The organism is Paenibacillus oceani, assembly GCF_014705615.1.
Taxonomy (GTDB): Bacteria; Bacillota; Bacilli; order Paenibacillales; family NBRC-103111; genus Paenibacillus_AB; species Paenibacillus_AB oceani.
This window is the reverse complement of record NZ_JACXJA010000026.1, coordinates 95,188-119,518: the sequence shown is the minus strand read 5'-3', so window position 1 is coordinate 119,518 and position 24,331 is coordinate 95,188. Positions and strand designations below refer to the sequence as shown.

The 24,331-nt window shown below is 55.1% G+C and carries 25 protein-coding genes and 1 pseudogene; 9 read left to right on the top strand and 17 right to left on the bottom strand.

What is annotated here, in order from left to right:
* Positions 1-86 precede the first annotated feature (86 nt).
* The 11 genes from speE to IDH45_RS18965 form a co-directional block, all read right to left on the bottom strand.
* Complete coding sequence (speE, locus tag IDH45_RS19015; RefSeq protein ID WP_190929704.1) at positions 87-977, bottom strand: polyamine aminopropyltransferase; 891 nt, start codon at positions 975-977, stop codon at positions 87-89.
* A 458-nt stretch (positions 978-1,435) separates the two neighbouring features.
* Positions 1,436-2,251, bottom strand: coding sequence for a metallophosphoesterase (locus IDH45_RS19010; protein ID WP_190929703.1), 816 nt, complete (start codon positions 2,249-2,251; stop codon positions 1,436-1,438).
* Entirely contained in the window at positions 2,248-3,228 is a 981-nt protein-coding gene (locus IDH45_RS19005; protein WP_190929702.1) for an ABC transporter ATP-binding protein, read from the bottom strand. Before IDH45_RS19005 ends, IDH45_RS19010 begins: the two co-directional genes overlap by 4 nt.
* Positions 3,225-4,208 (bottom strand): ABC transporter ATP-binding protein, encoded by a 984-nt coding sequence (locus IDH45_RS19000; RefSeq protein ID WP_190929701.1) that lies wholly within the window; start codon positions 4,206-4,208, stop codon positions 3,225-3,227. The genes IDH45_RS19005 and IDH45_RS19000 overlap by 4 nt, the downstream gene beginning before the upstream one ends.
* Positions 4,209-4,220: 12 nt before the next feature.
* Positions 4,221-5,039, bottom strand: a complete 819-nt coding sequence (locus IDH45_RS18995; RefSeq protein WP_190929731.1) for an ABC transporter permease — start codon at positions 5,037-5,039, stop codon at positions 4,221-4,223.
* Between the two features lie 5 nt (positions 5,040-5,044).
* On the bottom strand, positions 5,045-5,989 hold the full coding sequence (locus tag IDH45_RS18990; protein WP_190929700.1) for an ABC transporter permease: 945 nt from the start codon (positions 5,987-5,989) through the stop codon (positions 5,045-5,047).
* 15 nt (positions 5,990-6,004) lie between these two features.
* A complete protein-coding gene (locus tag IDH45_RS18985; RefSeq protein WP_223836785.1) occupies positions 6,005-7,591 on the bottom strand; it encodes an ABC transporter substrate-binding protein in 1,587 nt (528 codons plus the stop codon).
* Positions 7,592-7,614: 23 nt separating this feature from the next.
* A complete protein-coding gene (locus IDH45_RS18980; protein WP_190929698.1) occupies positions 7,615-8,349 on the bottom strand; it encodes an MBL fold metallo-hydrolase in 735 nt (244 codons plus the stop codon).
* 22 nt (positions 8,350-8,371) lie between these two features.
* On the bottom strand, positions 8,372-9,232 hold the full coding sequence (locus IDH45_RS18975) for a MurR/RpiR family transcriptional regulator (protein WP_190929697.1): 861 nt from the start codon (positions 9,230-9,232) through the stop codon (positions 8,372-8,374).
* 13 nt (positions 9,233-9,245) lie between these two features.
* On the bottom strand, positions 9,246-9,962 hold the full coding sequence (locus IDH45_RS18970) for an HAD family hydrolase (RefSeq protein ID WP_190929696.1): 717 nt from the start codon (positions 9,960-9,962) through the stop codon (positions 9,246-9,248).
* 636 nt (positions 9,963-10,598) lie between these two features.
* Positions 10,599-10,883, bottom strand: coding sequence for a helix-turn-helix transcriptional regulator (locus IDH45_RS18965; RefSeq protein ID WP_190929695.1), 285 nt, complete (start codon positions 10,881-10,883; stop codon positions 10,599-10,601).
* A gap of 208 nt (positions 10,884-11,091) precedes the next feature.
* Here IDH45_RS18965 and IDH45_RS18960 point away from each other — a divergent pair, with 208 nt between their 5' ends.
* From IDH45_RS18960 to IDH45_RS18950, 3 genes are all read left to right on the top strand, one after another.
* Positions 11,092-11,811 (top strand): glycosyltransferase family 2 protein, encoded by a 720-nt coding sequence (locus IDH45_RS18960; protein WP_223836784.1) that lies wholly within the window; start codon positions 11,092-11,094, stop codon positions 11,809-11,811.
* 275 nt (positions 11,812-12,086) lie between these two features.
* Entirely contained in the window at positions 12,087-12,644 is a 558-nt protein-coding gene (locus IDH45_RS18955) for a sigma-70 family RNA polymerase sigma factor (RefSeq protein ID WP_190929693.1), read from the top strand.
* Entirely contained in the window at positions 12,634-13,689 is a 1,056-nt protein-coding gene (locus IDH45_RS18950; RefSeq protein ID WP_190929692.1) for a hypothetical protein, read from the top strand. The genes IDH45_RS18955 and IDH45_RS18950 overlap by 11 nt, the downstream gene beginning before the upstream one ends.
* A 182-nt stretch (positions 13,690-13,871) precedes the next feature.
* Here the strand turns inward: IDH45_RS18950 and IDH45_RS18945 are convergent, their stop codons facing one another.
* Both IDH45_RS18945 and IDH45_RS18940 read right to left on the bottom strand, forming a co-directional pair.
* Positions 13,872-14,333 carry a GNAT family N-acetyltransferase gene (locus IDH45_RS18945; protein ID WP_190929691.1) on the bottom strand — a complete coding sequence of 154 codons (462 nt, stop codon included), beginning with the start codon at positions 14,331-14,333 and terminating at the stop codon, positions 13,872-13,874.
* A gap of 121 nt (positions 14,334-14,454) precedes the next feature.
* A complete protein-coding gene (locus IDH45_RS18940) occupies positions 14,455-14,727 on the bottom strand; it encodes a hypothetical protein (protein ID WP_190929690.1) in 273 nt (90 codons plus the stop codon).
* Between the two features lie 391 nt (positions 14,728-15,118).
* On the opposite strand from IDH45_RS18940, the gene IDH45_RS18935 reads away from it, so the two are divergent.
* Both IDH45_RS18935 and IDH45_RS18930 read left to right on the top strand, forming a co-directional pair.
* Positions 15,119-15,547 (top strand): hypothetical protein, encoded by a 429-nt coding sequence (locus tag IDH45_RS18935; protein ID WP_190929689.1) that lies wholly within the window; start codon positions 15,119-15,121, stop codon positions 15,545-15,547.
* 13 nt (positions 15,548-15,560) lie between these two features.
* Entirely contained in the window at positions 15,561-17,018 is a 1,458-nt protein-coding gene (locus IDH45_RS18930) for a hypothetical protein (protein ID WP_190929688.1), read from the top strand.
* Positions 17,019-17,055: 37 nt separating this feature from the next.
* On the opposite strand, the gene IDH45_RS18925 is transcribed toward IDH45_RS18930, so the two are convergent.
* Complete coding sequence (locus IDH45_RS18925; protein WP_190929687.1) at positions 17,056-17,715, bottom strand: type 2 periplasmic-binding domain-containing protein; 660 nt, start codon at positions 17,713-17,715, stop codon at positions 17,056-17,058.
* 277 nt (positions 17,716-17,992) lie between these two features.
* Entirely contained in the window at positions 17,993-18,727 is a 735-nt protein-coding gene (locus IDH45_RS18920) for a helix-turn-helix domain-containing protein (protein WP_190929686.1), read from the bottom strand.
* Positions 18,728-19,241: 514 nt separating this feature from the next.
* Between IDH45_RS18920 and IDH45_RS18915 the strand changes: the two genes are divergently transcribed.
* From IDH45_RS18915 to IDH45_RS18900, 4 genes are read left to right on the top strand one after another with little or no spacing between them, the layout of a single operon-like run.
* Positions 19,242-19,811, top strand: coding sequence for a sigma-70 family RNA polymerase sigma factor (locus IDH45_RS18915; protein ID WP_190929685.1), 570 nt, complete (start codon positions 19,242-19,244; stop codon positions 19,809-19,811).
* Positions 19,768-20,937, top strand: coding sequence for a hypothetical protein (locus IDH45_RS18910; protein WP_190929684.1), 1,170 nt, complete (start codon positions 19,768-19,770; stop codon positions 20,935-20,937). Before IDH45_RS18915 ends, IDH45_RS18910 begins: the two co-directional genes overlap by 44 nt.
* Positions 20,934-21,923, top strand: coding sequence for an ABC transporter ATP-binding protein (locus IDH45_RS18905; RefSeq protein WP_190929683.1), 990 nt, complete (start codon positions 20,934-20,936; stop codon positions 21,921-21,923). The genes IDH45_RS18910 and IDH45_RS18905 overlap by 4 nt, the downstream gene beginning before the upstream one ends.
* Positions 21,920-22,765, top strand: coding sequence for an ABC transporter permease subunit (locus IDH45_RS18900; RefSeq protein ID WP_190929682.1), 846 nt, complete (start codon positions 21,920-21,922; stop codon positions 22,763-22,765). Before IDH45_RS18905 ends, IDH45_RS18900 begins: the two co-directional genes overlap by 4 nt.
* Positions 22,766-22,828: 63 nt before the next feature.
* On the opposite strand, the pseudogene IDH45_RS18895 reads toward IDH45_RS18900, so the two are convergent.
* Together IDH45_RS18895 and IDH45_RS18890 are read right to left on the bottom strand one after the other, a co-directional pair.
* Positions 22,829-23,428 (bottom strand): annotated as a pseudogene (locus IDH45_RS18895) (AraC family transcriptional regulator); the annotation flags it as partial.
* A 220-nt stretch (positions 23,429-23,648) separates the two neighbouring features.
* Positions 23,649-24,239 (bottom strand): extracellular solute-binding protein, encoded by a 591-nt coding sequence (locus IDH45_RS18890; RefSeq protein WP_190929681.1) that lies wholly within the window; start codon positions 24,237-24,239, stop codon positions 23,649-23,651.
* Positions 24,240-24,331: the final 92 nt, after the last annotated feature.

The window sequence follows — 24,331 nt, the reverse complement described above, 5'->3', positions numbered from 1 at the left end:
AGAGTGGCCGAACGGCCATCCTCCCGTTTTGTCGTTTATGCGATTCTGCCGCACGGCTTCGCTTTCCGCGCCCGCCCCGGTCCCGGCTATTGAGCCAGGCCCGCGCTTACGTTCAGCGGAAGCTCCAGTCTCTCTTTCAGGAAGGCGGGCAAGGAAAAGCAGCGGCGAATCAATTCTTCGTTTGCATACAGCGCTGATTTATCGAAACGGATTCGTTCCGGAGCGGGGAGCTCTCGCTTGGAGCCGATCGTAAAGCTCCACAAGCCCCCCGGGTAAGTCGGTACGACAGCCGTGTATAGGCGGCAGTAAGGGAAAATGTTCCCGATCCGGCGGTACGTCTGCTCCAAAACGTCGCCGTGGAAAATCGGGGATTGGCTTTGACATACCATCAAGCCGTCTTCGCGCAAAGCCCGGTGCAGGCTTTCGTAGAAGGCGGGTTCGAACAATTGCTGCGCCGGTCCGACCGGATCGGACGAATCGACGATAATGACATCGTAGGCGGCGGACTGCTTCTTGGCAAAATCAACGCCGTCGGCGTAATGATACTTGACTCTGGAATCGGACAAGTTGCCGGACACTTCCGGCATGTACAGCTTGCTGGCTCTCACGACGGCTTCGTCGATCTCGACCAGATCGATCCGTTCGACCCCCTCATACTTGGCCGCTTCTTTGGCGGCGCCGCAGTCGCCCCCTCCGATGATCAGCACATCCTTGGGCTTCGGGTGGAACGTTAACGGAACGTGGGTAATCATCTCGTTGTAGATGTGTCCGTCCTTCGAAGTCGTCTGCACGACGCCGTCGAGCACGAGCATGGGACCGAAATCGAACGAATCCAGCACCATCACATGCTGAAACGGGCTCGATTCCTCAAACAATACTTCCTTGATGCGGTAGCTGATTTTCAGATTGTCCCTTTCGTCCTCGGTCAACCACAGTGTACCCTGTGAGTTATGAATATACTTTGGTAACCGTACCATTTTCAACCTCCCCTAATCGTAATCTAATCTATTGTATCAAAAAAACGGGGGTTGGAACGTTGTACAGCCCAAAAGCTTCGGCGAAAGAGTTATTTAACGGCTGCGGCTCGGTAAAAAAATTATGCTCCGCCGACAGCTCCAGCACGAAAATAACGGTTTTTTGCACCCTCTATTTTCGGCCTAGTCGGGGTGCCGAGGCGTTTAAGAGCGGTTTGCGCCCCTTACTTCAACCAGCAGGACACGTTTGCCCCATTTCCGCGAATTTTAAGAGCCTCAAACCGCTCTTATTCCGCCACCCAAGCAGGTTTCGGGCAAAATAAGAGGTACAAACCACCCCTATTCACCCGTTCGACTCCTTCCCCGCTCCTAAGCAGGGGACGTACGAGGCCGAGCAGCACAGACGAAAAACCGTCCGGTCATAACCACCCGGACGGTCCGCTGTCGCGCGAATCTATAGGTTAAACCAAAACAATCGTCTGCAAGCAATCCCGGATCTCCTCAACCGCAGACGCCTTCCGCCACTCCTTGCGGTATCCGAGACAAGCGCAGATCATCTCCGTTCCCCGATCCGTGTGCCGTTTCCGGTAATGGACATGCCCCATAATTCCGTAACGCACGCCGTAACGCCGGTAGAGCTCGGCATACTCCGTACTTCCCAGAAACGCATTGAAGTACGACCATTGCGGATGCGGCATCGGCACTTTAAAATACGGATGCGTCAGCATATGCGTAACCATCACAATCGGCTTACCCTGGTGCTCCGCCAGCTCCCGCTCCAGACGTTCGTAGAAGTACCGGTGAATATCGCGGTTGCTCCTCCCCCACGCGACATAGATGCTGTCCTGCCACGTCCGGTCCATCGCGTGCATCCGCTCGAAATCGTCGAACGAGTAGTCGGGCTCTCCCATCGTGTAATCGTACCAGCCCGAGCCGCCGACGACGACCCAGCCGTTATCCAGCTCGCAGGGTCTCTCGCTCAAGCATCCTTCGAACGATTGCAATTGCCGGTAAATGTGCCACGTGTCGCGGATTCCGTTGTCCTTGCTCCAGTAATCGTGATTACCCGGAACGAACATAACGGGGAAGCCGCACCGTTCCTTTAATTCATGAAGGACGGCGAGGCTCCGGTTCATGTCGTTCGAGATGTCTCCGGCAATAATCAAGCCGTCCAGGCCGCGCTCGGCGGCGACCTCCAGCAGTGCTTCTTCGATCGGCGGCTCGCCGTCAAGCTCGTTAAGATCCACGTGCAAATCCGATATGACGCCCAATTTCACGGTGTATCGTTCGCCTCCTCGTATAAATGGCAGCTGACTTCGTGCCCGGCCGCAACGCGCCTTAATTCCGGAGCGGTTACGCGGCACTTGTCCGTCGCCAGCGGACACCTCGGATGGAACGCGCAGCCGCCGGGCGGATGGATCGGACTCGGCACCTCGCCCTGGAGCGTCACCCGTTCCCGCTTCATCTTCACGTCCGGGATCGACGAGAATAGCGCCCGCGTGTAAGGATGAAGCGGGCCGTCCCCGGCCTCGCCGACTGTGAAAATCTCCACCATTTTCCCCAAATACATAACGCCTACCCGGTCGCTGATATATTCGACGACGTTCAGATCGTGGGAGATGAACAAATACGTTAATCCCCGCTTCTGCTGCAGCTCCTTGAGCAGGTTCAAAATTTGCGATTGCACGGATACGTCGAGCGCGGAGACCGCTTCGTCGATGACGATGAACCTGGGCGTAAGCACGAGAGCCGCGGCGATGCCGACACGCTGCCTCTGTCCTCCGCTCAGCTCGTGCGGATACCGGCCCGCATAGCTGGGGTCGAGGCCGACCTGCTCCAGCGTCTCCGCGACGATTTTCCGCCTCGACCGTTTGTCGCCGATCCGATGAATGATCAGCGGCTCTTCGAGAATCCAGCCGATCGTCTTCTTCGGATTCAGGGACGAATACGGGTCTTGAAAGACGATCTGAATGTCTCTGCGCAGCGATTTCATCTCGCCGTCCGACAGCTCGCTTATGTTCCGGCCCTGGTAGAAGAGCTCTCCGCCCGTCTGCTTCACAAGCTGCACGAGCAGTTGGCCCGTCGTCGATTTGCCGCAGCCGCTTTCGCCGACCAGTCCGAATATTTCCCCCTCCGCGATCCGAAACGAAACACCGTCCACCGCCCGCAGCATGTGCCGCTTCTCGAACAGCTTCTGCCTCGGAACGGGATAATGCTTGGTCAGCGAGCTGGCTTGAATGAGCGCCTCCGTCATACCGCCCTCCCGCCGTTCGCATACAAGTGGCACCGGACCCGGTGATGGGCGGCCGCCTGCAGCAGATCCGGGGCGACCGACTCGCACAGGTCCGTTGCACTCGGGCAGCGTCCCGCGAACGGGCATCCGGACCGCCGGTCGGCCAGCGCCGGCACCCGGCCGGGAATCGTATACAGCGGACGCCCCCGCTTGTCTGCGCCCGGCAGCGATTGCAGCAGCCCCGCCGTGTACGGATGCTTGGGATGATCCAAAATATCCCCGACCGGAGCGTCCTCGACGATATACCCGGCATACATGACGATCACCCGGTCGCATACTTCGCGAATGACCCCCAGATCGTGGGAAATCAACAAAATGGCGGTGCCTGTCGAGCGGTTCATCTCGCGCAGCAGATCGAGGATTTGCGCCTGGATCGTCACATCGAGCGCCGTTGTCGGCTCGTCGGCGATCAGCAGCTTCGGGCTGCAGATGAGCGCCATCGCGATCATAATCCGCTGCATCATGCCCCCGGAGAGCTGGTGGGGATAATCGTCGTACAACCGCTCCACCCGGGACAGGCCGACCTTGACCATCATCTCCGTGGCGAGCCGCTTCGCTTCCGGCTTCGAGACGGACAGATGGGTCATCGCCATCTCGGCGATCTGCTTGCCGACCGGCATCAGCGGATTCAGCGCCGACATCGGATTTTGGAAGATCATCGATACCTGCTTGCCTCTGACCGCGCCCCACCTTTCCGGAGAGGCCGGCTCCATAAACTTGCCGTCCAGCACGATCCCGCCCTTGGTCATCGCCGCCGTCTCGGGCAGCAAGCCCATCACGGACAACGACGTCAAGCTTTTGCCGCAGCCGGATTCCCCGACGATTCCGACCGTCTCTCCTTCCTTCACCTGAAACGAAATTTGCTGCAGCGCCGGATAGGTCTTCTTCCCGATCGTAAACGCCACTTCCATATCCTGAAGCTCAAGCAAGGCGCTTGCCATAGCGGTATCCCCCTAACCCTGTTTGTCGTAAGCGTCTCTTAGCCCGTCTCCCAGCAAGTTAAACCCCAGCACCATCGCCGTAATGACCGCACCGGTAATGAGGACGTACCACGGAGCGTTGATGATAAACGGCTGCGCCTCGCTCAGCATCCGCCCCCAGCTCGGATCGGGCGGCTGTACGCCCAGCCCCAGGTAGCTCAGTCCCGCTTCGGCGAGAATGGACCCGGAAAACCGCAAGGAGGCGGCGACGATAAGCGGCGACGTCATATTCGGCAAAATGTGGCGGAAGATAATGCGCAGCGGCCCCGCCCCTCTCGCCACGGCGGCTTTGACGAACGTGAACTCTTTGTATTGAATAAACCCGCTGCGGGCGATCCGGGAGAACGCGGGGATGCTCATCACGCCAAGGGCGATAATCGTATTGCCCAGCCCGGGACCGAATACGGTGACGAGCATAATCGCCAGCAGGATGCCGGGAAAGGCCAGCTTGGCGTCGATGATCCGCATCAAAATTTCGTCGACCCAGCCTCCCGCATAACCGGCGACCGCTCCGATGATCAAGCCGAAAAACAAGCCGATCGCTACGGACGAGAAGCCGATCAGAAAGGCGGTCTGCGTTCCCTCCATAATCCGGCTGAAAATATCCCGCCCGAAATTATCCGTCCCCCACCAGTAATCGGCCTGCGGAGGAGCGAGCCGCATCGCCGTGTTCATATCGTTCGGACCGTACGGGGTATAGAACAGGCTCGTCACCATAAGCGCAAGGAGCAGGACGATCAGGCCGCCGCCGATGGCGAGCGGTTTGTTTCGGATCAGCTGTTTCCATTTCATCATGTTCACCTTTTCAGTCGAATGCGCGGATCGATCACTCTATACAACATATCGACGACAAAATTGATGCAAACCACGATAACCGCAATGTACAGCACCATCGTTTGCAGCAGCGGCAAGTCCCGTGTGCCGATCGAGGTAATCAGCAGGTTGCCGAGTCCCGGCAGCGCAAACACATTTTCCACGACGATGCTCCCGCCCAGCGTATCCGCGATCAGCAGACCGACGATCGTGAGCACCGGGATCAGTGAATTGCGCAAAATATGCCGGTACAGGACAATTTTCTCGCGCAGCCCTTTGCTTCTTGCCGTACGCACGTAATCCATACGGAGCTGATCAAGCAGCGTATTGCGCAAATACCGGATGACGACGGCGATGCCCGGTACGGCGAGAGCGAGCGAGGGCAGGAACAGCGACTGGAACGCCCGCACCGGATTTTCGCTCCACGGGACGTAGCCGTAGGTCGGAAACCAGCGGAACGTCACGGAGAAGACCAGTATCAGGATAAAGGCGAGCCAGAACGACGGCACCGCAAGCCCGAGCTGGGTGAAGGCCGACAGCAGCAGCGCCGGCAGCTTGCCGTCGTTCCGCGCGATATAGATGCCGAGGGGGACGCCCAAGAGCAGGGTGAGTCCCAAGGACATCAGCGCGACCGATACGGTCACGGGCAGGCGCTCCGCCACGATGTCCGCCACCGGGCGATGGTAGCGCAGCGACTGGCCGAAATCTCCGGCAGCCGTATCCTTCATCCAGGACAAGTAGCGCTCCGCCGCCGGACGGTCCAGCCCCATCGTCTGCCGCAGCTCCGCGAGCTGGTGCGGGTCCGCATCGACGCCGAGCACGATCTCGGCCGGGTCCCCCGGCAGCACTTGAAAGACAAGAAACGTAATGACCGACACCAGCAGGACGGTCGAACCTAATGTAAGCAGCTTCCGGATGTAAAATCTCACCGAAACTCTCCCTCGTTACTTCGTGTAGTACATAGCGGCAAAATCGTATTTCTGAATCGGGTACATTTTATAGCCTTGCAGGCTGTCCTTCATCGCAACCGAGCGGTTCGGGTCCATGATGTATACCGCGGCCGCCTGCTCGGTCAGGATCGATTGCGCCTGCTTGTACAATTCGGCCCGCTTGTCCGGATTGATTTCCAGACGGCCTTTGCCGACCAGATTGTCAAATTCGCTGTTGCTGAATTTGAAGAAGTTTTTCGAATAAGTCGTCTCATAACGTCCCAGTACCTCGTGCGGATCGAGCTTGCCCGTCAAACCGACGATCGTCGCTTCGTATTTCGCATTGTTGTACACGTCCTCCAGCCAGCTGCTCCACTCGATCTGCTTGATCGTCGCCTGAATGCCGACGGCTTTCAACTGTTCGGCGATCACTTGAGCCGTGTCGACGTGGAACTTGTAGTTGGACGGAACGGTAATCGTCAGCTTGATCCCGCTCTCGTAGCCGGCTTCCTTCAGCAGCTTCTTCGCTTGCTCGGCGTTCGGCTCGTACCGCTTGTCGAGACCTTCCTTGTAATACATCTTCATGGCCGGGCTCATGTTGGAGCCGAGCTTGACGCCGTTGCCTTCGGCGACCGTCTTGATGATGACGTCCTTGTCGATCGCGTGATTGATCGCCTGACGCACCTTCACGTTGTTCAGCGGCTCGACCGAGTTGTTCAGCGCCAGCAGCTGCACCATATTCTGCGGCCCGGACACGATCCGAAACCCGCTTCCGAGCTGGAGCGCGCCTTGCGCGGAGATACCCGGCACCATATCGATATCCCCGGACTTCAGAGCGAGCACGGAGGCGTTCGCGTCCGGCATAAATTTGAATTCCACCCGGTCGAGCGTCGGAGCATGCTCCTTGTCGTAGAAGCTGTCGTTGCGCTCCAGCACGAGCTGCTGGCCCGGCGTATACGAGTTGAACTTGAACGGCCCCGCCCCGATCGGTTTCGCACTGTGCCCTTCATAGTCTTTCGGGACGATCCCGACAATGTTGGCCGCCAGAAACGCCGCATCCTTAGCTTTCAGCTTCACGACCACGGTGTGGTCATCCGGAGCGTCGATTTTCTCAATCGCGGCAAACTTCGAGGAAAGCGGCTTTTTCCCATTCAGACCGGCTAATTTGGCATACGAGTAGTACACGTCCTCCGAGGTCAGATCCGAGCCGTCATGGAACTTGACGCCTTTCTTCAAGGTGAACGTATACGTCAATCCGTCCTCGGACACCTTGTACGATTCCGCTACAGCCGGAACGAGGTCGCTGTTCTCGCCCCCCTCGAACAAACCGTCGAACACGTTGTCCATCATCGAGCCGGTATCCGTCGCCGCGGACAAGTACGGGTCCAGATTGTCAGGCTCGGTCGCCATCGCTACGCGCACCGTACCGCCCTTCACCTTCCCTCCGGAGGTGGAAGCCGGAGCCGAAGCGCCCGTTCCCCCGGTTGCGGAGGAACCGCTGCCGTTGCTGCTGCTGTTGTTGCTGCTACCGCAGCCGGCCAGTACCATCGATGCAACCATGAGCGAAGAGAAGCCAACCACGAACGATTTTCTAAGCTTCAACAAGAGAAAAACCCCTTTCACCCTCAAATGTGGATTTGCATGCCGCCATAAGCCAAACGGATCTGTCCTGCATAATGCCTCGAAGCTTCCAGAACCAGTTGATTCAAATCTCCGTAATGGGGAAAGTGAGTCAGAATCGTTTGCCCCACGCCGGCTAATGCCGCGATTTTGCCCGCTTCGCCCGCCGTCAGATGCCCCTTCATCCGGCCCGCCTGAAAGTCGTAAAAGCTGCTTTCGATCATCAGCACGTCCGCAGACCGGGCCAAATCGATCATTGCCTGGCAATACCCCGTGTCGCCCGAATACACGAGCGTTCTGCCTTCCCTCGACGTCAGCTTGACCGCCAGGCACGGAATCTCGTGCACCGTCTCGGAAAACTGCAGCCGCACATGGCCGATCGTCAGTTCCTCGCCTGCCCGGACGGGATGGACGCGGACATAATCCGGGTATTCGAAAGCAAGGCTGTCCAGCTCCTTCTCGTTCACGTACAGGTAGAGCGGCTTCGACCGTCTGCCGATCTGCATCAAAATTAGTATGGCAAACTCCAAGCTGTACACGTCCGCCATATGGTCAGCGTGCATATGGGTAAGGACGACGGCGTCCAGCTGTTCAAGCGCGCAATGGTTTTGCAGCCGGGACAACACGCCGCTGCCGCAATCGAGCAGGATATGGCTGCCCTCGCACTCGACCAGATAACCCGAGGTCGCTTCGTTTTTCTCGGGGTATGCCCCCCAACAGCCGATTACTGTAAGATTCATCGAGTATCCTTTCCTGCAGCGATTATGGTTTCGACCGGTTCGTCCACTCGAAGTTGTCCTGAAACGCCTTGAACATCACTTCCATCTTCTCGATATTGATCTTGACCCGTTCCTTCTCCAGATGGGAGATTTCATTGATCAGGGCGTTCACCACGGATAACGATGCCGTGTATGAATCGAGAAATCCGGTGGACCGGCATGCCGCGTACAGCGTCAAATGGGCCAGCTTCGCAAACGGGGACAGCCCGGAGTCGGTCAGCGCGATTACCTTCGTTCCCTGTTCCTTGGCCAGCGCCGCCACCTTGAGCGTACGCGAGCAGTACCTGGGGAACCCGCACACGAATACGAGGTCGCCGGGTTGGATATAGGCCGCGTACTCCGCAACACCTCCCTGGGGAATCAGCTCGCAATTGCCCAGCATATATTTCAGGACGAAGCTGAAAAACGAAGTGACCGACAAGCCCATCCGCCATCCGGCGATCCAGATCCGGTCCGCATCCAGCAGCATCCGGGCCGCCTGATGAACGTCCGCCTTATCCGTCCACGCCATCGTTTCCCGCAGGTTCTCGATTTCCTGCACGAAATGTTTCTCGATCCAGGAATCTTCCTGATGGCTCGTCGTGTATACGAAATTTTTGACGGCCCGCTGATCTTTCAGCACATGACCGCGCAAATCCTGAAGCATGCCCGAGAAGCTCGGGTAAGCCAAAGCCTGCGCCAGACGGTGGACCGTCGCCTCGCTGACCCCGGACTTGCCCGCGATCTTTTGCGCCGACAGCATCACGGCATCCTGCATATTGGATTGAATGTAGTGCGCCACTTTTTTCTGCGCGACGCTTAAGGTATCGAATTGGGCTTCGATTTTCTCCGTGATCGTCGACATCCGCCAAATCTCCTTACCGATTGATCTCCAGCTGTACCCGGGGGTGTCCCAGGTAGGCAGCGACGTCCTGAATGCCAGTTATGATCGGGTGATACGACAGCTCCTCGACCCCGCGGTTGCCGTAGGCATTAATGAGGAGGCAGTGCATGCCGACTTTCTGGCAGCCGACGACGTCGTCGTAATAGTTGTCCCCGATGTACAGCGACTCGCTCGCCGTAACGTTTGCCTGGCTCAGGGCCATCCGGAAAATGTCCGGATTCGGCTTCTCGATGCCGACCTCCGAGGAGATCACAATCTCGTCGAGTTCCTCGTCCAGTCCATTGCGAGCGAGCACCGCCCGTGCCGACTCGTCCCAATTCGAGATCAGGCCCAGCCGGTATCCGAGGCTCCGCAGATGGCGAAGCGTCATCTTCGCTCCGTCGAAAGCTTTCCATTGGATCGGACATTCCCGGGCTACGTCCCGCTGCACTTCAAGCACTTCCTCGATCGGCAGCGACAGCCGCAGAAAATAGTTCAGCGTCCCGATATACCAGGGGAAAAACGCCCGGCTGTCTTTGCCGAGTACGCCCGGATATTCCCGCATGAACAGCTTGTCCGCCCTATGATAAGCGATTGCGATCTCTTCCCTGTTCCGGAATACGTCGAAACGCTCCAGCACTTTCTGATACACGTCTTCCCGGTTCGTGCTCACCAGCGTATACCCGAGGTCAAACCATAAATACTGAATCATCTTCGCATCCACATCTCCTGTTGTAGGATTTCCTTCATCATGCTTGAAATGTTTTATTTCCTTCACACCTCCATCATAAGAAGCAAGTATTAGTGGAGCGTTAAGTGCAGGTGGAGATTTCGTAAATGTTGGGCGGGAGCCGGGCCTTCGTTTCGTGCGCATGGGAGAGGGGCTTTCCGGACCCGGCAGCAAAAAAGCAGCGGAAGTGTTCCGGGACGGGTCCCGGGCTTCCGCTGCTGCTATGTGAGGGTGGTGCTCGCTGCTCTTAAGGAATCGTTCACGGTTTCATCGGGCAGAACGTGTTCCGGCTTCGCTGAGACGAAATGCGTATCGGCTCCAGCACAAAATAAGGGTCTCTGGCATGTTCTATTTTCGACACATGGGAACGATCGAGATGAATAGAAGCGGTTTGCACCCCTTATTTCAGCCCACTGGTCCGGTCTGCACCCACTTCACGGATTTTAGCAGCTTCAAACCGCTCTTATTCTGCGTCTAAGCCGGTTTTTGGACAAAATAAGAGGTACAAACCGCTCCTATTAGGTTCTCTCCCTGCTTGAAGCAAGGCAAGAGGCCCAAACGGCCACCCAGAAAAGCAACTTGTAGCACAGGGCATCAGCATCCCGGACCTCTCGGCCGCTAATAGTTATTTGCAATCCGCCCCGCCTGGTCTTTAATCTGATCCGCCACAAAAGAGGGCTCCAGCACGCGAACGTCCGGTCCGTAGCTGAGGATCATGCCGTACATCCAATGATTATCCGGATAGCTGGCCCTCACTAACAAAGAGCCGTCTTCCTGCGTCTCGATCTGGTCCAGACCGAAGGCTTCCTCCATCCGTACTCTTAATCGCGGGTGAGCATGCAGCAAAAGGTCAACGGAAGGGCCTGTCTCCGGATTGCCCCATCGTGCGTCAAGCTCTTCCATTCGTACGCCTCGATAACAGAACCATGGTAATGCCAAGCAGACGCTGTATTTTCAACCCGATCGCTCCCCTAATGAATCCTGGTTATTCTTCAATCGATAAGATCACCATCCACCAGTTGGAGGAGGAGACCGCCCAAGCAAACTTCCGCGAATTTGAATTTTATAAGACATAGGAATTAGGTGGGGGAAACGAGTGGAGGGGAAGCTCTTGTCCGAACCTGGTGTGTCCATTATCACATGCACGAATCATCCCGGTTTTTTCAAGAACATCTTGAACAATTACCGGACCCAGCGCTACAAGCGCAAAGAATTGATTATCATCCTGAATAAGGATAACATCCATTTAACGGAATGGCGGAAGAAAACCGCCATGTATCCCGATGTCACCGTCTATCAAGTGCCGGAGCGGATCTCGTTGGGCCAATGTTTGAATTGCGGCATCTGCCGGGCCAAATATCCTTTGATTGCTAAATTCGACCACGACGACTATTATTCCCCGCACTATTTAAAGGAACAGGTCCATGCGCTTCTTCGCACAGGAAGCCCTGTACTCGGCAAACACGCCTGTTTGGTCTACCTGGCTGCCAGCCGCAAGCTTATCATCCGGTCCCCTCACGAAAAGAACAAATGGGTCGGATTCATTCAAGGAGGGACCCTCTTGTTTCACAAAAAAATTCTCAAGAAGGTACGTTTCTCCGATCTCTCGCTCGGCGAAGACGTCCAATTTCTGCGGAATTGCTCCGAGAAAGGCTATGCCATATACGCTACATCTCCATATAACTACGTTTATATTCGCAGAAAAAATAAGAGCACGCATACATGGCGGGTCGGCGACCATCGCTTTCTGCAAGGCAGCCATCCGGTTGCCGTGACCAGACATTTCCGCCGTTTCGCCGTGCGCAAAAGTATGGAACGAACCGGACCATGACAGCCCCCCATAATCTATAACAGATCTGCCCAAAGAGGATGATTCCGTTGCACGAATTATTCGATGTTCATCCAGACGACCGCATCGTACGCAAATTAGGCAGAGACGATCCTTTACTGGACAAGCTGATCCGCTCCATGAGGCTGCCGATTCTTCGGCAGCCTTATATAGTTGATGTTAAGCTCATAGTACCAGTCGCCAAATAAAAAACCGAACCTTTTTTCGAAAAAGAGACAATATAGGGTGTAAGCTGCTTACTCAGGAGGGCCCTCCACATGCAAAGTGACTCGATGTACCACTTGCTCACAAAAATGAAAGGCGGTAGTCAGGAAGCCTTTCATACGCTGTATGAGGCTACCTATCAGGATGTCTACCGGACCGTTTCCTTTCTGGTGGATCATCAGCAGGATCGGGAGGATGTCATGAATGAGATCTACATCCAAATGTGGACCACGAACCGGCCTTTTCGCTTCTGGCTGCACGGCTTGGTCATCCGTCAAGTACAGCGATTTCGGGTCAAGAGCTGGCGGAGATTCCGGATTTTCGAACGCATCCGAGCCTTCACCCGGGAAGAGTCTCATTGGGATCAGCCTGCTGTATGGATGGACGGGACAAGCCAAGTGATATCGCAGGCCATGCAAAAACTGACTGACAAACAACGAACGGTCATTGTCCTCCGCTTTTTTCACGACTATACGCTCGAGGAAATGGCGACCTTGCTCGGAATCCCAATCGGCACAGTCAAGTCCAGATATCATGCAGGTCTACAGACGCTTCGAAAAACTTTAGGGAATCTCCCCCCGGAAAGGATGGAAGAGATCCATGACTATTGAACGCAACCTACGCGAACATCTGCACAAGGAAGCAGAAACGATGGAGTGCCCCCCGGCCCTCTCCAAACGAGTCGAACAATCCTATTCTCAATACTTGCAACGAAAAAGGAGCAAACCAACCATGAAAAAACGTTTAATCGGCGGAATCGTCGCAGCCGCTATTTTGATTCCAACCGCAGCCTTTGCGGCTCCTACTCTGATTGACATGCTGACCAGAACGCCAATGACTGCAGAACAAGTCAGAGTGGACGAGGTCGGCCAAGCAGCACTTGAGAAGCTGTACGGCGCATTTCCCGAAACCCAATCGTTTGAGATTATCGACGCAAGTTCCGTTCAAGGTGTCCAAACCAGCATCACCCTGCGGGAAAAAGGAGGAACCGGCAAAACGATTACGCTTCATACAAACGGCGTGACGGGTGCAATCGAACATGTGATTCAGGAAAATTGGGAGCCTGCCGGGAAGCCGCTCACGGTTCTAACCGGTCAGGATATCAAGTCGAAGGTGGATTATCTGATGAATACCTTGTATGGCAGCATCGAAGAGTACGAGTTTGCTATGGAGCAAATGGAGAACCCGGATCAAAAAACGTTTATATTGAATTACATCAAAAAGGGATCCGAGACACCTTTCTACCAAGTATTTGTTCAGGGCCATACCGTCAGTGCTTCTCTGATCGGAGGCGAGGCTACGCCTGAAACCATTCATGTAGAAGGTTTTTTCTCTACCAATGGCAAGCCTGATTATTTTGCCGATGCCTATCTAAATGACGCCAAACTGTTTGCTTTACTTCACATGGGCCCGACACAATTAAAGCAAGAATTAGCTGCGGGTAAATCGGTGGTGGAGGTTGCAGCCTCTAAAAACGTCTCCAAACAGCAAGTAATGGATGTCATTGCCCAAACCCAGGTTGATACGCAACTTCAAGGCGAGCCTCATGGCGATGCTGCTACAACCAATCGCTCGCATGAACAAATGCTACGAGCTATTGAACCCAAAGTCTTGCAAGTTATTGAACACAAAAGCGAGACAACCGCGAAGCGGTAATGTGTCCCGAATTCGGTATGTACTTTCGTTAAATAGTTGGCAACGGAACATATGGAAAAGGATGCCGCATTTTATTGTCGGCATCCTTGTTTCGTATGTCCCGCTGAGTTAGGCAATCGTTCTTTCAAAACTCTGCCGGACCACTCCGGGGGGCTAATTCGATAGGAACCCCTCGTTTCAGGTCACCAATGCTTTTCCATGGCCTCTTCACAGCGGAAAAAACCGTTTCTCCTGTAAAACGAAGTGCTATCGCTGCTGGGCCACAAGATAAGAAATTCAACTTCATGTTCTTTGGACCACTTTTCCATAGCCCGATGAATCTCCGTCCCAAGCCCTTGGCTTCTAAAGGCCGGACGAGTGTACACGTTGGTCACATAGCCGTAGTAAGGGTCTGGTGATTTACCTGGCCTCGGTACTTTATGAATAAGCTGCAGATACATATGCGAAACGATGGCACGGTCAACCTCTGCAACCCAAATATACCAATCTCCGCTTCCGAGGGCCTTAATCAAAAATTCGCTGCAAATCCGGTGAAACTCTTCAAAGCTAGCCGCACCAAGTCCGTAATCTTCTGCAGAGAAGTCCCATCGCATTTGAACAAGTTCATCGACATCGTCTAAAGTCGCCAATCGTACAATCGTCATTCCCTCGCCTCCGCCATCTCATATATCCTCAAGTCGGGCTTTCCCTACCCTATTACGCCATACCTGTCATCGAGCAAAAGGCAGCCGTTCCTTCTGAACGACTGCCTTCTGTCTTAGTCTTCTAATTTTTATAGGCTCTAGCCAATTGGCGCAAAAACCAAACGATAAAAGCGGCGAATACAGTAAAGGCAATATGGATGCCCATGAACACTTTCAGCCAGAGCTCCGACCCTTCCTTCGAGATCCATACGAGCAAGAATTGCAAAATGGCCGGAACGAGAAACGATAGCCAAATATAATTAATGTATCTCTCTTTATGTAACATCCGCCAGCATACGACGAGCGATACCAGAAAAAGCGGAAACGTAGCCGCAAATTTCAAAATCGTCAGCAACGGTATCCCCTCCATCCCAATGAACACTTTGCGGACTCGGCTGAGTCCTATTGTATCAATATTCCATGAGACGGCCCCTGAATACAAGCTGCGATGGACCCAAGTTGATTTAAATGAGCCCCAACTTCCCCCATGCCATCTTTGTAAATTCCATCAATACTTAAATCTGAAATTGACTTTTAAATTCGAATATCTCGTGAACCGCTTGATGATACCCCTCTGTTTTTATGAGCGCGGATATTCAAAAGGTTTGTCGAAAAAGGGAGTGAAAGAAGGACATCGTACCTTGTGAGTAGAAATTTTGGTTACACGATAATTTCCATATAAAGGGGATGCCCCACTCTCATGGTTTCTATACTGGCGTCTCTTCAATGTACAAGGGGGTATCGCCTTGACAAAACCGATTGTTTGGCCGCCAGGCACCGGACAGGCCCTTCGTTGTGCGGCCTACTGCGCGGCGTTCACCATTCTGGCGGGAGGCTTGTGTACAGTTGTTATTCGCCTGCTTCCCAGGCTGGGAGGTTTGTTCACCGATGATGAAGCCAGTCTCCGGCTTCTGGAATCGCTCGGAAGGGCTGAGGTAAGCCCGGCATGGAAAGTACCGGTTGTTTTCTCTCTGCTGCTGATGATCGGCCTTTTCATCTGGAGACTGCGGCTCCATAACCGTCAAGCCGAGCCCAAGCGGGCGATCCCCTTCTTCTTCACCCTTTCATTATGGGCGGGTTTTGTCCCGGTGTTCGCCCTGACCCTTATCTATACTCAGGTAAACACGGTTCCCGTAAAAGTGGTCTTTTCCTTTATCGCCATGTTTCTGCAATAGAAGCAAGGGCAGCGTGCTGCCGCCAAGGAAAGCTTCAGAAAGGAGCAGTTCATACACCGTGCGTATAAAAATGCTGTGCATCATCCTGCTAGCTGTTTTGGTTGTGCCGGGTTGTTACACTTCCGAGAAAACGTATAAAGAAACCGGCCAAGTCTGGAGCATGGGATACGGGGAGCAGGAATTAGTGCCGAACGATCTTCCGAAGGAGAAATACTATATAGCCGGCTATAACACAGGGACGACCATCGAGGGTGTTCTGGATTCGCCCTATGTGAAGGCGCTCTGGCTCGATGACAACACGGGCAGGGGCGGGATCGCCATAGCTGTGATTGATTGCATCGGTCTATCCGGAACCGATATTAGAAAAATCCGGAATAGGCTGTCCACGTTTTCCAAGGAAGCGGGAGCCAGGGACATTCACATTATCAGCACCCACACGCATGCGGGAATCGATACTCTCGGGTTGTGGGGGCCTACAGGACATAGCGGGCGGTCCGCCTCCTATATGCAGCTTCTAGAGGATCGAACGGTTTTGGCTGTGGAGACGGCCTATTCCAACAGACAGAACGGGAGGATGTTATACGGCAGCGCCGAAACCGGCCCGTTGCAGCGGGATTCCCGGCCTCCCTATGTTTATGACCGCAGTCTTTACAGTTTACGATTTGTGTCTGAGGACGGCGGCGGGGGAATCCGGATCATCAATTATGCGGCTCATCCCGAGGCCCTCCGCTCCAAGAACAAGAGTCTCAGCGCTGATTTCCCAGCCTATTTGGCTGCGAAAATTCAAGAGGAAACCGGCGACAGCACGGTATTTATTCCAGGTGCTCTGGGCGGGCTTATTATGACGGAACGGCTAAAGGATAAACAAGGAGTGGAATACCCTGTAGAGGAGAACGTGGTGAGAACGGGGCACATACTGGCCGAGACGGCACTAGCTGTCGATCACGGGCGGGAGCTTGCGCCCAAGCTGGTATCCCTTACCGACAGCTTTGCTCTTCCTCTTGAAAATATCGTCTTCGCTGGAGCCGTTGCTGCAGATATCATCTCGCACAGGACGGTTTCCGGCTCAGGAGCCCTCGGACTCGCTTTGCCGACGCAGGTCAGTTATCTCTCTATCGGGGATCTTCCCATCCTTCTCGTACCCGGGGAAATCTTTCCCGAGTTGGTGACAGGGGGCTTTGCGGGAGCAGGGTTGGCGGCAAATCCGGCGGCGGCAAATCCGAGGACGCTGCGGGAGATCGCCGGAAAAGACGAACTTCTCCTCTTTGGGCTTGCCAATGACATGATAGGCTACATCGTCCCTCCCAACGACTTCTTGGTGCATCCATCCCGTCCCTATCTGGAAGAAGGCGTGGACTCCTTCGGAAGAGGCCACTATGAGGAGACCAATTCCATGGGGCCGGATACGGCCATGGCTGTGGCGGCGTCTGCCGAAAGGCTGTTCGAGCGTGTGAGGAACGGCGAAAGGTAGCGTTCAGGCATGTGAACGCTACCTTTCCTAGCCGCCTTTATTTTAAAGCATCCAATGCCAGTTGGCTTTGCTCCTGAATTGCGGCAAGACCTTCTTCTACAGATTTCCCTCTCTCCAAAACCGCTTCGATCTCGGTATGCAAAATTCCGGAAAAAGTTCCCGGGAAGCCGATTGGAGTGTTCTTGTGAACGGCCGTCCAATCTTTCATGCTTGGCTGCAGTCGGTGGAAGGCTTCAACGGACCGGCCGTTCACTTCCTTCGGGTTATGTTCCACCCGGGTTAGGAGCAAGGAACTGCCTCCACCGGCTCCCAGCGCTTTTGCCGTACTTTCCCCGTTAATAAATTTCACCAGCTCCCAGGCCGCTCCGATCTGTTTGGATTGTACATGAATAGCGAACATGTCGTGTACCGAAACCGTCTCGGTTTCATTCGGAGCGGACGGGCTCGTAGGTGCGGTCACCAGTTGCCAATTGGGCGATTTATTAATATTTTGACGCTCGGCATTCGTCATATTGGCCAGAAGATAATAGCGATCGACGGTCATGGCCGCCGTTCCCATCAGAAAACGATTCCTCCTGATCACGCTCTCGAACGTACTGCTGTCCGCATTTGGTTCCGGATGGATGACCTGCTTCTCCCGGTAGGCATGGATAACCGTTTGGAAAATCCCTTTCCAGGCAGGGGAGTTGACGACCACTTTGGTCCCGTCCTCGGCAATTGCCGAAAGCCCGTTCGTTCTGGCGATATCCTGCATCCATGCAGACGGACTAAGCGGATTATACAGGGCGTACAGAAGCTGATCCTGATCTCGTTTGAACGGAAACCGCCCGGCCAGCCGAAGGACGTCTTCATGCGGAAAGAAATCCGAGCAGCAGACTGGAGAGAGCCACGAGTCTGAATCTGCAGCGAAGTCTGATCAAACCCTCCCTCCTCATCGCTTCATTGGCGAGTAGCTGGTCGAAATGATCCCCACTTTATCCAAACATGGCGGCAAACATGCGTACGGATATGTCCGCTTTCCTATCTAATCGATACCCGCCGCGTACGCGTTCCAGGTAACCCAGATCTATATATTCCGACATGATGTCTTCAAATGGAACTTCTTCCGGCAGCAAAGAGCGGAGCTTGGATTCCTCGACCGTAAAGTGCGGTGACAATTGGTCCGTATCCGGAAGCAAGGCCAATACGATGTTCCAAAAATGCGGGGGTGCGATATTCAGCGGGAATTCGGCTCCTTGAGTAACGGACTGGACGGCTTCACGCAAAAACGGAGCTGTAGCGATATACACAAATTTATGACTTGCCCATAAAGTCAAGCCGTTTTCATCAATCCGAATGAATGGAAGGCTTGCGTTACTTTCCATCGACGGGTGGGAAGCGGCTCCGGGGACGCTGGCTTTACCGATCGTATTCATTATCGTACCAAGTACATGAATCTGCTGATCGCGCGAGGCTTGTTCCAGTTCCTGCAAAAAATCCGGAAGCTTGCTCTCCAGATTTCCCGAGCTGCCGAGCAAATAATCGGTTGTGCAGCCTAAAACCGCTACCAAATCGACGATCAACGAGATGTCCGGCAGCGAATCCCCTTTCTCCCATTTGGAAACGGCTTGCGCCGAAACGTTCAGCCGCTGCCCCAGCTGCTCCTGCGTCAATCCTTTCGCCGTTCGAAGCTCAAAAATGATTCTGCCCATCGAATGTTCGTTCTCCATCCCCTTGCCCCTTTCGTCATTATGATTCCAACTATACTTAAACATGGATAATTTGGAAATGGAGTATTCGTTAACGAATCAACCTGCGGTTGAAACGCCAAAGCTTCGTTACCCGTTAAAAAGGACAAGGCCGCCGAACACTCGTGTCGGCAGCCTCGTTATTTGCGGAAAATGAGTTATCGTTACCCGTTATCTGAATGTCATTTTTCGAATGTGTCATCACAAATGTTGCGTTATTCTGCCCGATAAATCATGTAACGCTCGCTTTGGTTACGTAGCTCCCAGGCTCTAATGGGTAACTTTAGAATGACAGAAAAAAGTTTTACAGACCCCCAAATGGAAAACGAAACGAAACTAACTGACTCTGAAAGATCCGGATGGATCATAATGGGGATAAATAGTGCTTAGGGTAACCACCACGACAAATAAATTCATGTGGAAACAAAATGACTTTACCCTGCTATAAAACCGCCCCGGCATCCGTCTTGTACATGAAAGGGGGGACGGCGGCAACATGGAGGATGGCGCACAGGTACCCGAGCTGTTCCAGCGCTTGTTTCGGGAGCATTATCCCGGAGTCGCGCGGAAGCTTTATGCGTTGACCGGGGATTACGCGGCGGCGGAAGATTTGGCCCAAGAGGTGTTCCTGCGGCTATACCGGAACCCTCCCGACCGGCTGGAAGCCGTCGGCGCTTGGCTGCACCGGGTGCTGACCCGGGTGGGGTACGATTATTTAAGGCACCGGTCGTCGGGCGAGGCATTGTTGGAAAAGGAAACCGCCCGCGTAGCGGCTTGGTCGGAAGGCGCCGTCCCTTCGGGAGAAACGGAAGTCATCCGGGAGTGGGAAATCGACGTGGTCCGCCGGGTGCTGCAGAAGCTCTCGGACCGGGACCGGACGGCCCTTCTGCTTCGGGAGGAAGGGTACAGTTACGAGGAGATTGCCCTCCGGCTGGAGGTCAACCCGAAGATTGTCGGGACGCTGCTGGCCCGTGCAGAGGAACGGCTGAAGAAGAAATACGGGCAGGAGGAGGAGCGGCACGATGGCGGACGGAGAAAAGCGGACCGGCGGGGAGCCGATTTTTGATACGGACCGGGCTTGGGACCGGTTTGAGAGACTGGCGGCACGGGAGCCGGCTCCGGCGTTTTGGAGGCATGCGGAGCAGAGCCGATGTTCGGATGAAAGAAGAAACAACGCCCGATCGGATAAAAATCCAGATGATCACAATAAGGATGGTGCGGTGGAGATGAAGCAGACGCGAGCATTCGAAGGGAAACAAGGGGCCCCGGTTGTCGGGACGCCGAGGGCGGCAACAGGGACAAGCGCTAAAAGAGCAAACGGTTCCTGGCGAACGGAAAGACCGGCCAAGCGCAGACTTCGGAGATGGGCCGCCGGGGTAGCTGCCGCTGCTATGGCGGTCGTCCTGTTCACCACCCCCCTGGGAGACCGGGCGCTGGCGGCCATGCAGCATACGTTCCGCATTCAGCATATGGTCGGAGTCGGAATATCGGCGGATGACATGGCGACCATCTCCAGCCTTCTGGAGCGCGGCTCGCCCGAAGGAGATCGGAGTTTTACACTGGCCCAGTACGGCACCTTGACCCAATCCGGAGGCGGGGAATCCCATACTCTCACTTGGGACGAAGCGGAGCAACGGATGGGCGGGCTCCTTCAGCCTGGAAACCCTGCCTCCCCCGTCTTCCAGCCGGCTACCACACTTACTTTTAATCTGAATGTAAAAGCGGTCAACCGGCTGCTCACCCGTTTGGGCGGCACCACCACCCTGCCTGTCGAAGCCGACGGCAAAACGATCCGGCTACACGTCCCGGACGGCATCACCTCGGAGGGCACCTTGTCGGGCAAGCCGGTAAGGCTGCTCCAATTCGGCAAGCCGGAGCTGACCGTGGAGGACGGCATCGATGCGGCAACCGTCCGGGAGGCGGTACTCGGGCTGCCCGTACTGCCGGATAGCCTGCGGACCAAGCTGGCGGCCATCGGCGATTGGCAGAGCACCCTGCCGGTGCCGGCCCGCGACGGCGTAACCATCAACTTCAAGTTAGGCGGACACGATGCGGTCATGACGACAGACGGAAAGAATCGCTACCTGCTCTGGCTTGCTGGGGACCGTATGGGGTTGCTGAGCGGCTCTATGAAGGATTTTCCTGTGGAGTCCGCTTTCCGCCGGGCAGCCGAGGAGCTTATCCGGCCATGATGATGATCGACACCGAAGAATTGACCAAAACCTACAACGGCCGCGGCGGCTGTCGCGGCATCACCCTGCAGGTGCCGGAGGGCTGCATTTTCGGCTTGCTTGGACCCAACGGCGCCGGCAAAAGCACCTTCGTTAAAATGCTGGCCGGCCTCCACCGCCCCGACTCCGGGCGGGCCACCATGCTGGGCCGACCCTTGGGCCGGGCGGAGGCGAGACAAGAGCTGGGCTATTTGCCCGAGCTGTTCCGCTACCAGGATTGGCTGACCCCGGCGGAGGTCCTCCGCTTCCACGGTCAACTGGGAGGGCTGCGCCCGCAGGAGACGCGGGCATCCGCCTTCCGAAGCCGGGTCCGCGACACCCTGGAGCTGGTCGGCCTGTCCGAGGCCGCAGACCGCCGGGTTGGCGGGTTCTCCAAAGGGATGCAGCAGCGTCTCGGCTTGGCCGCCGCCCTGCTCTTGGACCCTAAGCTGGTCATCCTGGACGAACCCGCTTCGGCCTTGGACCCCATCGGCCGTTACGAGATCCGCAGCCTGTTGAAGCAACTGCGGGGCAGGGGCGTGACGATTTTCCTCAATACCCATCTGCTCGAAGATGTGGAGGAGCTGTGCGATGAGGCCGCTTTCCTGTATGACGGCGAGCTGCTGGCATCGGGTCCGCTGCAAGAGCTGCTGAGCGGCACCGGCGATAACGCGGGCGGCAGTGCCAACTGGCGCTTCCGGCTTGGCGGATGGCTTCCGGAGACGTGGGAGGAATTGAGCAGCGCTGTCGGCGGCGCTCCCCCCTCCCTGCTGCGCCTGGTCGAGGCCGACAAGAGCGGCAACACCCTCCTGACCGCGCGCGTAACGGACCGGGAACAAGCCGGCTACCTGTGCTCGCTGTTCATCCGCACCGGCCTGACGCTTTACGAATCCGGCCCCGAGCCGAACAGCCTGGAGGCCTGGTTCCTCCGGATGGCCCGGTCCCGCCAAGGAGGTGTCCCGTTATGACGATGTACATAGCCGCCACCTTCAAGGAGTTGACCCGTAAGCGGGTGTTCCTGGTCACGATTATTTTGACCTTCGTCTTTCTGGTGCTGTTTGCCTTCGGGGTTCGGGAGCTGGCCGGTACGCTCGAACAGAACCGGGTATCCCCTGCCGAATCTCTGTTGAACAGCATGGTTCTGACGGTGCTGGGGCTTTTTTTCGCACAATTTCTAACGGCCTTTTTCGTGCTCTTCTCCGCCATGGGGATCGTCACGGGTGAACAGGAGAACGGTCTGCTGCTGGCTGTCGCCGCCCGCCCCATCTCCCGCTGGAGGCTGTATCTGGCGAAATGGCTGGGCCATGCCGTCTGGATCGCCGTGTACAGTATCATTTTGTTCGTTTCCGTGGTCTGGACCATCCACAGCCTGGCCGGACTTCCCCTGCTTGTGGGGGATTTGTTGCGGGGTCTCGTGCTCTTCACTTGGATGCCGCTTCTTCTCCTCACCCTGGTCATGCTCGGTTCCGTCTATTTGCCGATGCTGGGGAACGGGATTTGCGCCGCCTTATTGTACGGATTGGCCCTCTTCAGCGGTCTGGTCGAAGGGATCACGATCTATGAAGGAAGCCACCCTATACTGGACAAATTTCTCCTGCTGACCGGGCTGCTCCTGCCCACGGACTCCGTTTACCGGAGAAGCCTCTACGAGGTTCTCGGGGGGGCGGATTGGGCCGGTCTTGCCACGGCCGACATGGGTCCATTCTCCATGCCGAGCGTTCCATCGGACGCCTTCCTTCTGTATACGGTCGGGTATGCGGCGGTTCTGCTCCTGTTGGGTTGCCGGGCATTTAGCAGGAAGGATCTGTAACATGCCGGTGAATGCAACGAGGGCTGTCGATCTATGTCGGCAGCCCTGTTCGATGCGAATCCTTATTTCTTTTGAATCGGTATCCATAGTGAAATTCGTGGATGCGCTGATCAGTCCCGAAGGCTGGACATTCGAATAGCTTTTAATTTCCTGAATTAATTCTGGAGTGAGCCCTTCAACCATCGACGCAATCTCCGGGTTTACCCCTTGGAACACGATAGGAACGCGTTTCTTGATCCCCACGATGCGGAAAGCCTCTTTCTCCTCGATACGGTAGTTCATTTCACTTCCTCCTTTGATGGTCAATTGAAACGTCATCCGAGGGAAGGCTTTGAGGGACTGACCGTGAAGCCGGGCTTCCGAAGGAGTAACCCCATGCATACCCTGGAAAGCTCTGGCAAAGGAATCCGGCGACGAATATCCGTATTTCAGCGCAATTTCGATGATTTTCATATCACTGTGGCTTAGCTCTAGTGCCGCCAAGGTTAGGCGTCTGCGGCGGATGTATTCCGACAGCGTGATGCCGGCCAGAAAGGAGAACATGCGCGTAAAGTGGTATTCCGAACAGCAGGCAATCTTCGCCGCCTCCTGGTAGTTCACCTCATTCGTCAAGTTCTCTTCGATATAGCTTAAAGCTTCGTTCAGCTGTGCCAGCATATCCATGATCCGATTCCTCCCCTCGTTGCTTCCAAGCATAGCAGAGATGCGATTTCCCTTCCCGACATCCATTGCACCATCCTGCAGGGTCTTTATGTATCATTTGCGGGGCTCGCCGCAAGGGAGAGGGATTATCTCCATTTTCATGAGTATACAATAAAAAGACCGTCGAGACTTTCTCGACAGTCTGGATGAATCCCCATTAAACCTTTCTTTTCACCCTAAATTATTGACCGGATTTCAATTTTTCAATTTCCTTCACCGCATTCTCATCCGCCATCCGCAAGGTGGTATTGATGTCAAGCTGACCTTTACCGAGCTGATACCAGAGCTTTTCAAGCTGGTTGTTCGTAATCGCTTGATAAGGCGATTGCTGGAATGGCGCAGCCGGTTTATTTTTCGTTAGCGCCTTCAGGTTTTTCCCTGCAAGATTCGGGTTGTCTTGACCGAACGCATCTTTTGCCGATTGGGTTGTGATGACCGGCAGTCCCAGAGCTTTTTTGGCAATATCGGTCTGATATTCATCACTGGTCATATAAGCGATAATTTCAAAAGCTTGCTCCTTATGCTTACTGATGCTCGGTATATAAGCCAAGTTGAGCGAAGCCTGCGAACCAATACCGCGAAGATTGCTGAATTCCGGCAAAGTGACCAAATCCCAGTTCACTTGTTGCGCTGTTCCGGGAATGGAAGCCGCGTACATAGCCGCTACTTTTGAACTATAGAACAGGTTGTTGATTCCGCCGAAGCTGCCTTCCAATAGTGCATTGCCTACAGCGAATTTGTCGAACAGGTCTTTATTGTACAATAGGGACATTACATTCATCCGCAAAGGCAATGCATATATTTCGCCATTCGGGGAAGGGCCTTCACAGCCTCTAGCGTACTAGGCTCGAGACGTTTCAGATC